General features: G+C 39.3%; 13 protein-coding genes. 9 read left to right on the plus strand and 4 right to left on the minus strand.

Annotated features, from left to right (window positions below):
- Positions 1-44 precede the first annotated feature (44 nt).
- The 3 genes from ACJZU6_RS16935 (at position 45) to ACJZU6_RS16945 (ending at position 2,240) form a co-directional block, all read left to right on the plus strand.
- Positions 45-1,202 carry an N-acetylneuraminate epimerase gene (locus tag ACJZU6_RS16935; protein ID WP_080156388.1) on the plus strand — a complete coding sequence of 386 codons (1,158 nt, stop codon included), beginning with the start codon at positions 45-47 and terminating at the stop codon, positions 1,200-1,202.
- Positions 1,203-1,359: 157 nt separating this feature from the next.
- Positions 1,360-2,019, plus strand: coding sequence for an HAD family hydrolase (locus tag ACJZU6_RS16940; protein ID WP_080156387.1), 660 nt, complete (start codon positions 1,360-1,362; stop codon positions 2,017-2,019).
- Positions 2,019-2,240 carry a TIGR02450 family Trp-rich protein gene (locus tag ACJZU6_RS16945; RefSeq protein ID WP_235865806.1) on the plus strand — a complete coding sequence of 74 codons (222 nt, stop codon included), beginning with the start codon at positions 2,019-2,021 and terminating at the stop codon, positions 2,238-2,240. The genes ACJZU6_RS16940 and ACJZU6_RS16945 overlap by 1 nt, the downstream gene beginning before the upstream one ends.
- On the opposite strand, the gene ACJZU6_RS16950 is transcribed toward ACJZU6_RS16945, so the two are convergent.
- Complete coding sequence (locus ACJZU6_RS16950) at positions 2,237-2,713, minus strand: methylated-DNA--[protein]-cysteine S-methyltransferase (protein WP_080156385.1); 477 nt, start codon at positions 2,711-2,713, stop codon at positions 2,237-2,239. The two genes, ACJZU6_RS16945 and ACJZU6_RS16950, sit on opposite strands and share 4 nt — an antisense overlap.
- Positions 2,714-2,778: 65 nt before the next feature.
- Positions 2,779-3,702, minus strand: a complete 924-nt coding sequence (locus ACJZU6_RS16955; protein WP_107276644.1) for a M14 family metallocarboxypeptidase — start codon at positions 3,700-3,702, stop codon at positions 2,779-2,781.
- A 254-nt stretch (positions 3,703-3,956) separates the two neighbouring features.
- On the opposite strand from ACJZU6_RS16955, the gene ACJZU6_RS16960 reads away from it, so the two are divergent.
- The 6 genes from ACJZU6_RS16960 to ACJZU6_RS16985 all read left to right on the plus strand — a co-directional run bounded on the left by ACJZU6_RS16960 (position 3,957) and on the right by ACJZU6_RS16985 (position 11,243).
- Entirely contained in the window at positions 3,957-4,493 is a 537-nt protein-coding gene (locus tag ACJZU6_RS16960) for a Dps family protein (protein WP_408901468.1), read from the plus strand.
- Positions 4,494-4,987: 494 nt separating this feature from the next.
- Positions 4,988-7,831, plus strand: a complete 2,844-nt coding sequence (locus ACJZU6_RS16965; RefSeq protein ID WP_408901469.1) for a xanthine dehydrogenase family protein molybdopterin-binding subunit — start codon at positions 4,988-4,990, stop codon at positions 7,829-7,831.
- Entirely contained in the window at positions 7,828-8,358 is a 531-nt protein-coding gene (locus ACJZU6_RS16970; RefSeq protein ID WP_408901470.1) for a (2Fe-2S)-binding protein, read from the plus strand. Before ACJZU6_RS16965 ends, ACJZU6_RS16970 begins: the two co-directional genes overlap by 4 nt.
- Positions 8,355-9,626 carry a c-type cytochrome gene (locus tag ACJZU6_RS16975; RefSeq protein WP_408901471.1) on the plus strand — a complete coding sequence of 424 codons (1,272 nt, stop codon included), beginning with the start codon at positions 8,355-8,357 and terminating at the stop codon, positions 9,624-9,626. Before ACJZU6_RS16970 ends, ACJZU6_RS16975 begins: the two co-directional genes overlap by 4 nt.
- 74 nt (positions 9,627-9,700) lie before the next feature.
- Entirely contained in the window at positions 9,701-10,681 is a 981-nt protein-coding gene (locus ACJZU6_RS16980; protein WP_408901472.1) for an XdhC family protein, read from the plus strand.
- On the plus strand, positions 10,674-11,243 hold the full coding sequence (locus ACJZU6_RS16985) for an NTP transferase domain-containing protein (RefSeq protein WP_408901473.1): 570 nt from the start codon (positions 10,674-10,676) through the stop codon (positions 11,241-11,243). The genes ACJZU6_RS16980 and ACJZU6_RS16985 overlap by 8 nt, the downstream gene beginning before the upstream one ends.
- Before the next feature lie 101 nt (positions 11,244-11,344).
- On the opposite strand, the gene ACJZU6_RS16990 is transcribed toward ACJZU6_RS16985, so the two are convergent.
- Both ACJZU6_RS16990 and ACJZU6_RS16995 read right to left on the minus strand, forming a co-directional pair.
- Positions 11,345-12,397: a succinylglutamate desuccinylase/aspartoacylase family protein gene (locus tag ACJZU6_RS16990; RefSeq protein WP_080156377.1), complete on the minus strand. Its 1,053-nt coding sequence runs from the start codon at positions 12,395-12,397 to the stop codon at positions 11,345-11,347.
- A 240-nt stretch (positions 12,398-12,637) separates the two neighbouring features.
- Entirely contained in the window at positions 12,638-13,969 is a 1,332-nt protein-coding gene (locus ACJZU6_RS16995; protein WP_408901474.1) for a peptidoglycan DD-metalloendopeptidase family protein, read from the minus strand.
- Positions 13,970-14,216 lie beyond the last annotated feature (247 nt).

The raw sequence follows: 14,216 nt of genomic DNA on the forward strand, positions 1-14,216 counted from the left end.
ACTTGATGTGATTGTATTGATGATTAGCATTGATGGGAGATGTTATGAAAAAATCATGTACTCGATTCGCAATGGTGTGTGCTTTATTGTCTTTATCTACTAGCGTTACTGCACAACAATTGTGGCCGGATTTACCGCAACCGATCAAAAATGGCATTAGTGCGCAAGCTGATAATATTGTTTATGTTGGCCTAGGCACTGCTGGTCAGTCATTTTATATGATGGACACAGCAAGTCGTCAGCCTCAGTGGCAAAAATTAGCTGATTTTATTGGCCCGATAACCGATCAAGCAACGGCGGCGGCGGTTAATGGAAAAATTTATATTTTTTCAGGCTCGGGTAAAGCTGCGGTAACCGATAAATCTCCCATTATTTTTGATAGCGTCTATGTTTACGATATTCAAAATAACACTTGGAGTAAGCAAAATACACAAACACCAGTGGGTCTGTTAGGAGCGGCGGCTTATCCTCTTAATCAAACCGAAATTGCTATTTTTGGTGGTTATAATAAGCCGCAATTTGATCAATATTTGAGTGCTATTACTGCCATTGATAAACAAGCCGAACCCCAAAAATGGCAACAAACTGTCACTGATTTTATGGATCGCGCACCTGAATCTTATCATTGGAATCAAGCTATTCAGATTTACCATACCGATAGCAATACTTGGTCGACAAAAGGCAACAGTCCGTATTTAGCAAATTGTGGGGCAGCATTGGTTGGGGATAAAGATCGCATTACTCTAATCAGTGGTGAGATTAAACCCGGTTTACGCACACCAATAGTGAAAACAGTGACCATTAAAGGGGATGACGTTAATTGGCAATCATTAGCACCTTTACCTGATGCTGCTAATGGTCAATTACAAGAAGGTGTTGCTGGCGCTTATGCAGGAATAAATCAAGGTTCATTAATTGTTGCTGGTGGCGCTAATTTTATTGGTGCAAGAGCAAAAGCTGATCAAGGTGATTGGTTTGCTCATGATGGTTTAAGTAAACATTGGAGTGAGGATATTTATACTTACCGTGGTGGTAAATGGGCGTTAGCGTCCACGAAATTGCCACAAGGGTTAGCCTATGGTGCATCTTTTTCTACTCCAGCAGGGGTCCTGATGGTGGGGGGAGAAAATGGCACGGGCAAACCACAAGCAAAAGTGTATCTGTTACGTTATGAGCAATCGAAGGTGAGTATTATTGATTGATTCGATTTTAACCTTAATCTCAAGCTACTGTTTTATTAAGTAGCTTGAGGTATAACATAAGACGTGATCATACTCGCTGAATTAAAGGTCAATAATTGCCACCAAGTGCATATGTTCATACACTGTTATTATTGCGTTATTGATGATGGAGAATGGCATGTATACCCCAATCCCTTACAATATGATCAGTGGTGTTATTTTTGATTTAGATAACACACTTGTAAGTTCAGCATTAGATTTTGATTGGTTACGCCAACAATTATGCTGCGCAGCAGATATCGATCTATTGCAATATATTGCTGATATTCCCGATGCAACTCACCGTAAGCAGCTCGAAGATAAAGTCATCGAACATGAAATTATAGATGCTCGTCAGTCATCTATTATGCCCGGCTGTCACGCTTTACTATCTTATCTTCGTCAGCAAAATATACCTACCGCAGTGGTCACACGTAACTGTATTCAAGCGGCAAAACTGAAGATAGAGCACCATCAATTGCAATTTGATCGTATTGTTTCACGTGAAGATTTTCCACCAAAACCCGCACCAGATGCCTTACTTGATATTACTCAACAGTGGCAACTTGCACCACAAAATATACTCTATGTTGGTGATTATATTTATGATTTACAAGCTGCTTTTCGCGCAAATATGCCATCATGTTTAGTGACTAATGGTGACGATTTGCCTTTTACTGATCAGGCATCAATAGTGGTTCAACGGCTAGATTCCTTGACGGAGATTTTACGTGAGCAAGCATGTATGTTACAGCGTGAGCATGTTAGGGTAGTAACGAATGTTCAGTCAGGAAATTAATGATGACGAATCCAGTGAATCCCAAAGCGTTACTTCATAGCAAATGGACGAAAGTGGTTGTAGATAATAAAGAAAAACATTTTGAGATAGTTACAGTATTATTTAATGAAAATCAGCAAGTAGAAAAATGTGTTATTCAAGCTGTAATGACAAATAAACTGTATGATATTGATTGGCATGATTTAAAAAATGACCAAACTTGGATTATCGGTTGGAATTAGGCGTGCTCTTGCTCTAAAGCCAACAGTGTTTGTTTTTTATCTAATCCACCAGCATAGCCAGTTAATGTACCGTTTTTACCAATAACGCGGTGGCATGGAATGACAATGGATAACGGGTTTTTACTGTTTGCCATTCCAACAGCTTGGCATGCTTTAATATTACCAATTGAGATAGCGAGTTGCTGGTAACTCCAGCACACACCATATGGGATTGTGCATAACGATTGCCACACACGTTGCTGAAAATCAGTGCCTTTAGGTGCCAATGGTAAATCAAATTGTTGGCGAGTCCCTGTGAAATACTGTTGTAATTGTTGTTCACATTCAACTAATAATGGGTGTTGTGGCATATAGGTTGCTGTTTCAGGTTGCGGTGTTTGATCTTGATAGAGGATAGCTGTTAACGCATGGTCAGTAGCGTACAGTGTTAAGCATCCAATGGGGGAATCCATCGTATTGAAGTAAGTGCACATAATAAAAACCTTCGCGCTACACTAAATAATCAGTATAGCGCGTTTTAGAGTGGATAAAAAAGAGCTTACGACTGGTGGTGTTTTAAATATTCAAGAGCACCAATAATGGCCGCTACTTGGGCCATATTACACTCTTGATCTGTAACACGAGGGCTATCTGGATAAACTTCAGTCGTTGAAGTATACAAAGCGTCAGTTACGCTAGCACATAAACCTAATGCTTTTAGTGGATAATTAATCACACCTTCTTGGGTAATTGGCTCTCCAATAATATTACCATCATTGTCAGCGGGGGCAATGTGAGTAACATGGCGCACTGAATCAATAATGGCTTTTTGAAAGTCATGTTGTGGGTTTTCAGTATCGCCGACGCCATAAAAACCGTCAGGTACAATATCGGCGATATATTCTTTACCATCACGTGCGGCAAGCGCTGGTCTAAATTCACTTTCATCACTATCAGTGGTTTCATGCAAATCAAGGTGAGCGAGAAAATGTGTATGCTGGGCTTGAACGAGCTTCATTAATGCGGCAGATTCTTCTGCTGGGCTATTTGCATAAAATGAGCGGTTTGGATCGACTGCATTAGGATTCCAACGATTGATCGTTTCATATCCCCATGGGCTTACACAAGGCACGACCATAATATTAAAATCAGTACTGTATTGTTGTGCTTTTTGTGCCAAGAACGTTAATGCACCATGGACACCACTAGTTTCATAACCATGAATACCCCCCGTGATTAAGATCGTTGGTTTTGCGTTATCCCAATGGCGAGTCTTAATGACAAATAGTGGATATTTTTCAGGTGAGTAAGACAGTGCACCATATTGCTCAACATCGAATTTTTCACTTAAAGTATGAATGTGGGAAACAACTTGCTCAAGGTAACTACGTTTAATGGTGGTTTGTGCTAACCATGCAGCTTTTTCTGTGGCGCTCCATTTTATTCCCGGAGTACCAATTGCGTATCCAAATGAATTGTCCATTGTGTTACCTATATCATTATTATTGAGGTGTCTGTTTTTAGAGGGTAAACAGCTGGCTATATTTAAGCAAATTTTATCTAATTATCATTTCAAAAAAATAGAAATGCTTATAATTATACTGAATTAAAACTAATACTATTAATCGAGAAGAAAGTAAAATTAGGTTGCATTTATCTGCTGGTACTCACTATTGTCATACAAATCAAACAGCCTATAGTAATGATGTTCACAAAATTATTACTAAGGATAAGACGATGAGTACTACAATCTTGAATGAAGTTCAAATTGAAGATGCTAAACAACATCTCATTCGTCCTCTAGCCACACCTACAGATCTATGTGTAGACGCGACTAAAGAGATCAGTGGCGCATTAACTGCAATTTTAGCTGATGTGTTTGCGATTTATATGAAAACCAAAAACTTTCATTGGCATATGAGTGGTGCGCATTTCCGCGATTACCATTTAATGTTAGATGAGCAAAGTACTCAGTTATTTGCAATGACTGATGATATTGCTGAACGTGCACGTAAAATTGGTGGTCGTACTATTCGTTCAATTGGTGAAATTGCTCGTATGCAGCGCATTTTAGATAATGATGCTGACTATGTTGAGCCCGCAGATATGCTTGCTGAGTTGTGTGAAGATAATAAACAATTAGCCGCTGAACTTCGTGCCGCACATATTTTATGTGATGAACGTAATGATTTTTCTTCAGTGAGTATGATTGATAATTGGATTGATGAAACAGAGCGTCGTGTCTGGTTCCTTTATGAATCATACCGTCATTGATATAAAAATTAATCAATTTGTTACTAGATAAAAAAAGGATAGGTTTAATAACCTATCCTTTTTTATTATATATGGTTTGAGCGTCATAAAAATGACGATACTTTAATAGACTAACTTGATAACTTATAAATCAATATTAATTTGAAACTTGTTGTTTTTTGAATAAAGATCTCTTTACCGTTGTGAAAATAGTTTATTTATTGTCTGTTTAGCAAAAAAAATTATCGAATGTAAACCTTGTTGTTGTTTTTATGTTGTCTTTATTTAATTTAAATAAGTATTCATATTTTTGGTTTTAATTCATTGTTGTGTATATGATGCGGAAGTATAAAATACGCAATACTAGGTATATCTATTTTGCGTAAATAGTAATTTTAACTCGCTATTCTTATTTTTTGTTAATGACCATTCCATTAGTAATGGTTTAGCAGGAAATAGAATTTTAGATTTGAAATAATATAAAAATTATAACGAGAACGTTAAAGGAGTTAATCATGTCAATGGAACTTTCGCGAAGGAGTTTTATTAAACATGGTATTATTGCTGGTATCTGCGTTTATACAGTCCCCGCTTTAGCCCGATTTAATCTTAATTTAGATGGGAGTAATAGTTTAGTTGCTCCTGAATTAGCATCATCTTGGAAATCTGATTTTAAAGTACGTTTTCGAAGTGATGCTATTGCTAAAGTGACGGGTGAAAAAGTGTATGGACGTGATTTACGATCAACCGATATTGACGGTTGGCCAAGTGAGCAGTCATGGGCTTTTTATATTCGTGCCGATCGTGCTGATCGTATTTATCAAGGTGTTGATTTAAGTTTATTACCTGCAAATGCTCAGCCAAGTAATATTGTTACTGGATCAACATTAACCAAAGATAAGATTGAATTACCACAATTTTATGGCACTAATATGTTGGTTACTGAAGGTGCAATGCCTGACTATATTGGTCAAGCCGTCATGCTACTTATTTTTGATGACTTTATCACTTATCATCGCGCTAAAGGTATATTGCAGTTTAATAGTGAAATTATTAAATATGGTAAACAACAACCGTTAGTTGCCGCAGAAAAAGATCCGTGGGGCGTGTGGCGAATTACTCGTGAACAAGGTAATGCGGCAGGTATATTGCCTGACAAATACAGCGCATTAAAAAATGGTGTTAATTTCCCTAATTATGTTGATCATAAACCATTTTGGCCACAACCCAATCATCTCGGTACAGCATTAGAGCAACAAATGGCGGTTGCTGACGATATTAAAGCAAGCTTAAAAGATGATAATAATTTTGTGTTAGATCGTAATTATCAGACTCAATTTATTGATCCGATGTTCTTAGAGCCAGAATGCTTTAATGGGTGGTTTGATCCTAAAACTCAGACCATGCACACCATTCCGTCTTCGCAATCTCCAGCTAACTTCTTTGGTTTTGCAACCAAGATGCTTAACAATGGTCCTCTTGCTGGCAAAGTGAAGAACTTGGTTGTGCATTCCCCGTTTATTGGTGGTGGCTTTGGTGGTAAAGATCACTCTATCTTGCCTTATTACGGCTTACTAGCTGCGATGTACAGTAAACATCCTGTACGTATGGCAAACGATCGCTTTCAACAGTTTCAATCAGGTTTAAAACGTCATCCTTTTAAGATGCACAATCAATTAGCGATTGATAAAACAACCGGTAAATTTCAAGGGATTGTGAGTTACATGGATCTTGATGGCGGTGGACGTGAAAACTTCAGCTCTGTTGTTGCTGAAGTCGGCGCGAGTGCATTGCAGTCAATTTATTATTTCCCTAAAAATGATATTACCGCTGTTGCCAATGTGTCTGAAAACCCCGCATCAGGTTCTATGCGTGGTTTTGGTACGTTACAGACAATGTCTGCCATGGAAATGATGGTTAATGAAGCTGCACAATTGCTCAATATTGATCCGATTGATTTAAGACTTCGTAATACGATCCAAACGGGCCAATTGAATACTCAAGGTGCGGTACCAACCAGCACTGAACATTATGCTGAAATATTAAAACAAGCACAGCAGCATGAAATGTGGACTCAGCGTGAACAACGCCGTAAAACCTATGAAGCGAAATATCCAAATAAACGCTTTGGTACGGGTTTTGCCATTTGTACTAAAGATTATGGTGCGGGTGATGATGCACCTTCAACTTATATTGAAATGGATAAAAACGGTCGTTTAGTGATGGGTATTTCTGCGGTGGAAATCGGCACTGGCGTACAAACATCGCAAGCTGCTGTTTTGGCTGGTTATTTTGGTCGTCCTGCTGACGCTGTCAATCTTGCTGAAGTGCATGGTTGGGATCCGTTACAGATGATCAATACTCAATCACCATTTACGATGAGTCAAGCCTACCAAGATAAAATGCAACAAAATCCACGTTGGACACCAACGATTCCTTATGCATCGTCTGCATCAACGTCGGCTTATTTCCAATCTAAAGCAACAGAAAATGCAGCGAAAGTAATTTTTGAATACGGATTATGGCCTGCGGCAAAAGCTATTTGGACTAAGTTGTATTACAGCGGTGATCTGGCTGCGATAGATTTTGGTGCAATGGAAGATGCTGTTTGGGTTGATGGTAAGTTAAGTGCTAAAGGGATGGAGCCATTACCTCTTGATATGTTAGCACGGCATGTTCATCAGCAAGGTTTAGTGGCCGGTGCAATGGTGCATACATTTAACCGTTGGGGCTGGGTGGATGCAGATTTCACTGTTGAAGGACAGACAAAAACGTATCAATTAGATGCAATGGCAGTGAAATATGGCCATGGTGCTAATGCGAATAAGAAAAAATTAATGGCCAGTGATGGCTGGCATTTATTAGATCGTAGCAATGTTAACTATCCAGCGACTGTTTTAAATAATGCAATGGTGGTGTATTACGCCCCTTGTGCAGTCTTGGTCGAATTAGCGGTTGAAGAAGGCTCAGGTAAAGTTGAAATTGTTGCCACTCAAACTTGGCTTGATGCAGGTAAAGTGATCGTTAAAGAGTTGGTTGAAGGTCAAATTGAAGGCGGTTTGGTGATGGGGATTGGGCATGTATTGCACGAATACTTACCACCAGGTGAAGAAGGTCCAGGTAATGGTACTTGGAACCTCAATCGTTATCAGGTGCCATTAGCGACAGATGTGGGTGTATGGCAAATGAATCATACTATTTTGCCGCCATTTAATAACTCTGATCAGCGCAAAGGTATTGCTGAAGTGGTGATGATTCCAATTGTCGCGGCTGTTACTGAAGCACTTTACCAAATTACTAATAAACGTTTTTACCACTTACCTGTAACCGCAAATGATATTAAGGAAGCACTCGCATGATCACTGTAACAATGACTATTAACGGTAATGTTATCGGTCCAGTTGATGTTGACGAATCAGTGAAAATGATTGATTTTCTTCATGAATATCAAGGGTTAACTGGTACTAAGTTTGGTTGTGGTATTGGTGTTTGTCACGCCTGCTCTATCATTGTGGATGATGCCGATGGTGGCTCGCATACGGAACGTACTTGTATCAATGGTGTTGGTAATTTTAACGGCAAAAAACTGCGTACCGTCGAAGGTCACGCAAAACGTAATTTAATGGGGCAGATCACAGCATTAAGCCCAGTACAGCAAACATTTGTGGATCATTTTTCTTTTCAATGTGGTTGGTGTACTTCTGGTTTTGTTAATGAATCAACCGTATTAGTTGAGCAATTAGCCAAGCAACCTGTCGATAAAGAACAGGTTGAAGATGTGATTGAAAACGCATTAAAAAAACATATTTGCCGTTGTTCTGGTTACCATAAATACTATGTTGGTTTGCGAGATTTAGTACTGTCACAGCCGGGGTTAGTCAAATGAAACCGAGTTTAAAAATCAGTGCCATTTGTGGTTTATTATTAAGTAGCGGCGCAGTGTATGCACAAGCCGAATCAACGGATACACAAGCGCCATTATCCGAAAACATGGCACAATTGATCGCGCAAGGTAAATACTTAGCGGCTGCGGGTGATTGCAGTGGTTGTCATACTATTGATAGTGGTCAAGTTTATGGTGGTGGGCGTGCATTTGACACACCTTTTGGCACCTTATATTCAACTAATATTAGTAGTGATAAACAGCACGGTATTGGTAATTATAGTTATCAGCAATTTGTTGATGCGGTGCGTAATGGTGTTGCACCTAAAGGTAATTTATACCCTGCGATGCCTTATACGTCGTATCACCGCATTAACGATCACGATATGCACGCGTTATATGCGTATTTCATGCAAACCAAACCTGCGACTCAACCGAATAGAGAAAATGGCATTGGTTTCCCGTTCAATATTCGTATGGGATTAAAAGTCTGGAATCTTATCGCGTTTGATAAACCGACCTTTATACCTACCGCGGATAAAACGCCATTATGGAATCGTGGTAAATATCTAGTGCAAGGATTAGGCCACTGTGGTGAGTGTCATACTCCGCGTAATTTTATGATGGCAACGGAGCAACAACACGCACTAGAAGGTGCGGTAGTTAATAATCTTAATGCGCCTAATATTACCTCAAAAAATCTTGCTCAAGAACATTGGACATTTAATAATTTAGCCCAGTTCTTAAAAACAGGACAATCACCGAAAGGCACTGCGTTTAATGATATGTTCATCGTTGAGAAACATAGTCTAACTCAACTGGACGATCATGATATTACTGCAATAACCAGTTATTTATTGAATCAAACACAACCACCACAATCGGCTGTGGCACAACCTAAGTTAACGTCACTTGTTACATCACAATTTGATATTAAACTACCAGGATACCGTATTTATATGGATAAGTGTTCTGGTTGCCATGGTCAAAATGGTCAGGGGACACCAAATGTGGCCCCTGCGTTAGAAAATAATGCGACTATTGCAAACAGTAATATTTTCAATACGGTAGCTGTGTTAAATAATGGTATTGAGCGACAAAGTTACAGTCAGAATCAAACTTATTATGCTATGCCTGGATATAAAAATAGCTTAAATGACCAACAAATGGCTGATTTGATAACGTATCTGCATAAACGTTTTTCTTCACAAGTAACAACGACCACCGCAAAGCAAGTCGCGGCAGTTAAAAAGCAATTAGCTAACGATTAAGCTTAAGATTAGCCTGCATTATTGCAGGCTAACTTCGGTATTGTTGTTATAGTAAACAAAGTGATAGACGACTTATGAATGCCTTAGATAAACACGTATTATTAGATTGTCAGACATGGCTACACCAAGGGAAATCAGTGTGGTTATGTACTATTTTGTCCACTTATGGATCGGCTCCTCGTCCTGTTGGCGCTTTATTTGCTACTGATGGTGACATTCGCTCAGGATCGGTATCCGGCGGGTGTATTGAAGATGCTTTTATGAAGTTAATTCAACAACATGAGCTAGATAAACCACTACAAGTGTTTGATTATGGTACCCATTTAGCCGCAAATGGTAGCCAATATGAACTGCCGTGTGGTGGTCACATCTCTTTATTAATTGAACATTTATACCCTGATGATTGTTATTTAGTCGATAGTTGGTTAACGGCAGCGGAACAAACGCCTGCCTTTATTCGTGCTATTAATATTGAGACAGAGCAACGTAATATTGTCAGTGGTACAGATACTACGCCATATCCTTCCCCCTGGTTAACGGTGCATTACCAGCAACATTGGCAATTACTATTATTGGGTATAAGCCAAGTCAGTGAAGAGGTTGCACGGTTAGCCGTGAGAGCGGGATTTACTGTAAGATTGTGTGACATTCGTGAAAATTACAGTCAAAGTTGGCGTTGGACAGCGGCAGAAGGGGGCATTGATGTTGAATGGTGCTCTGCGGATGCTTTTGTTGAGCGTTATACCAATGTTTATACCGCAGTGTTAGCACTTGCCCATGATCCTCGTGTTGATGACATGGGATTGATGGGAGCATTAGAGTCCAATGCGTTTTATATTGGTGCATTAGGTTCACATGCGAACAGTGCTCGTCGTCGTGAACGATTAATGCGAATTGGTGAATATACACAGTCACAATTAGCACGATTACATGCGCCAATTGGGATTGCTATTGGTAGTAAGACCCCGTTTGAAATTGCCATTGCCGTGATCGCAGAAGTTATCGCAGTAAAAAACGGCATTGACTGTGATTCATGGCATTATCACCATGGTTGATTGTGTTATACCGGCTGCGGGGCTGTCATCACGAATGGGGGCATGGAAACCTATACTACCTTATCGTGACAGTACACTACTCGATATTGCTATTGAACACGCCTTGGTCTTTTGTTCAAAAGTAATAGTCGTTGCCGGTTATCGCGCCGATGAATTGGTACAGCAATACCAACATCAGCCACATATTCTTGTGGTGGTGAATCCTGATTATCAACAAGGCATGTTAAGCTCTATTCAAAAGGGAATTGCAGCGGTAACCAGTTCATGGTTTTTTATTACTCATGCCGATATGCCTTGTATCAATCCGCAGGTATTTTCGTTGTTATCGCAAATGCGTCATGCTGCCGTAGTGTTTCCTGGTAATAAGCAACAAACAGGGCATCCCGTTTTAATTGATGCTGCGTTAATTCCTCGAATTTTAGCTTTACCGACGACGGCGAAAATGAAGCAAGTATTGCAAACAGGTGAAGAGCAATATTTACAGTTAGATGCATCAAGTGGTATTTATCATGATATTGATACACCTGAAAAATATCAGCAATTACTTCGAACATGCAAATAAACAGTAAGTTACAAAATAAATACCATAAAAAAGAGAAGCTAATAATGCTTCTCTTTTTGTTTGTACTTTATTTATAGACATCTTTTAATGATAATGATGTATTAGCTGGTCATGCCCCATTTTAAATCATCATCAAGCTCTTCAATCGCATCGTAAAGATAAGACTCAACTTGCTCTTCTACTAAGCCATCAGGTTCTTCAAAAAACGCAATGTGGAAAATAGCATCACCTTCGTTCACGAGTGGTAGTGTTTGCTGACCAATGACAATGCCACCTTGTGGTGCAATCACTGTTATTTGATTGCTACCAGCAGGATCGCTGATCGTCGCAATAACTTGGTTTTTATCTACTTTTTCACCTAATGCAACGTGTGAGCGTAGTAAGCCATCAGAATCAGCACGTACCCAACGTGTCGCCTTTGGCACCATTGGCTCTACTATTTTTTTACTGCGGCTCGTACGTAACATTTCTAAGTGCTGCATTACTTTTAATACACCTTGTACACCTGAACCAACGGCATGGGCATCAAGGCGAAGTGCTTCACCTGCTTCAAAGGTGATCACGGGAATATTAAATTCTTCGGCTGCGGCACGTAATGAGCCTTCACGAAGGCTGGCGTCAACCACTACCGGAGAGCCAAATGCCATTGCCATTGCTTTTGCTTGTGGGTTATCAAGATTTGCACGAATTTGTGGTAAGTTTGTACGATAAATAGCGGCGGTATGCAAATCAACCACATGAGTAGCTCGGCGTACAACTTGATTAAAGTATTGATACGCCATACGGCCTGCGATGGAACCGCGTTCTGCGCCTGGAAAACAACGGTTTAAATCTCGGCGATCTGGAAGATAACGTGATTTATGAATAAAGCCAAACACGTTAACGACAGGTACCGCAATAATAGTGCCGTGTAGTTTTGATAAATCTATTTTTTCAATAACTTGACGTACAACTTCAATACCGTTGAGCTCATCACCATGAATAGCAGCATTGATCAGTAATACTGGGCCTGGATGTTTTCCATGCAGAATATCAACAGAGACTGATAATGGGGAGTGAGTATATAGGCGAGCAATTTCAAGTTCGCAATTGGCATGGCTTCCCGGTTCAACCATAAGATCTGCAAATTCAAACGGGATATTTTTTGTGGCCATAGATACGTCCTGTATATGGGCTATTGAGAGATAACGATTAATTAATGTTTTCGTATTGGCACTGCGTTATAACAGTCTGAGAATAATCATTAAATCCATTTTAAAACAGGAACAATATCACGTTTAATTGAATTTTAAGTAACATAAATGTATCAGAGTGTATCTAAGGTGAAAGGGATCTGTTGTAGTGATGTTTAATAAAGGCATTGCTGTGGGTCAACAATGCCTTTTATAGGGTAATTACGAATCTTTTGGTTCGTTGCTCGCGACTTGAATCTCACTCTCTTTCGGTGGCAATGGCTGCTGCATTAAACGGTTGTATTGCACCACATCAAGCTCAAAGGCTTTCTTTTGTTGATGTGAAACCGATGCGGCTAGTGGAATCTTCGCTGTTAATGGATTAACAGGTTTGCCACGTACTAACAATTCATAGTGAATATGAGGGCCAGTAACACGTCCAGTTCTACCAGATAATGCGATTTTTTGACCGCGTTTTACACGTTGACCGACTTTGACCAAGATGCGGCTATTATGCAGATAACGGGTACTGTAATTAGCACTGTGTTTGATTACCACATAACGACCAGCGTAAGGGTGATTTGTCACGCGAGTTACGACACCATCACTGGTCGCTAATACCGGTGTTCCTGTTGGGGCTGCAAAATCGACCCCGTTATGAGGTTGAATACGTCCTGTTACTGGGTGGCGACGATAAGGGTTAAACTGTGAACTAATACGGAACCGTTTCGTTGTTGGATAGCGTAAAAATGCGCGCTGTAAGCTTTCACCATTTTGATCATAGAAATTACCATCACTGCTTAAATAAGCTGAATATTGGTGTTTTTTGGTGTAAATACGAATTGCCTGAAGTTCCGTATCACCACTTGCTTGATCATTGACATATTTGGCCTTACTTACAACTTCAAAACGATCACCTGCTTTTACGTCTTGTGTAAAATTCAACTTATCTTTAAAGATAGCAATGATTTCACTGATCTCACTGTTACTTAGACCCGCTTTTCTCGCTGAAAGGCTAAAACTTCCACTAATATCACCATTGATGACTTTTTCACGCCATACTCCGGGTAAGGTCACTTCTTTAACATCAAAGTCGTTATTTTTATCTCGTGTATAGTCAATCGTATGCGCGACATTAAATTGCAGTTGGAGTTTATTTAATCGATGATCTGTGTCTGTTACCCAAAATCGTAAAATATCATTGGGACGTAGGTTATCAATCTGTAAGCTATTTAAATCTGCAGCCATGATGTTTTTGACATCTGATTGTGGCAAATTTAAACGAGAAAAAATTTCACTCAGTGTATCGCCTTGTTTTACTTCATATTCATAAGTAGGTGGCAATATAATGTTTTTGATCACTGCGGCTGGTTTTAGAGTATTTAATACAACTTGAGGATTAGTAATTAAAGGCAGTTGTATTTCATTATGGCGTGTTGATGATGTGGTGTTAATTGATAATACGGCAGCAGTAGTGATAATTGATAGCCCCAAAAGGCTAATAAGGCGATAGTTTACAAAATTAGTTAGTACTGTCGTTTTAAACGTAAACATAATACTCGTCAGTTCTTTTATTTTTAATAAGTGCCAGGCACTTGGCTTATTTGGCGAATAGGTATCAAAACATAGCTTTTCTGAACCCTAAATGAATTAATGCTGTAGGCGCTATTTTTTTACTTAATTTCTCAACAATTACAGCTAGAAAGCATATAAATGATGAGTATAAGGTATTTTACCTGTCAAAGATGCAGAAAAGGCAATTTCGCCCAGTTGATTGATGCAATATTAAGCTGGGCGAATA

This window comes from Photobacterium piscicola (genome assembly GCF_046058925.1).
Classification (GTDB): domain Bacteria; phylum Pseudomonadota; class Gammaproteobacteria; order Enterobacterales; family Vibrionaceae; genus Photobacterium; species Photobacterium piscicola.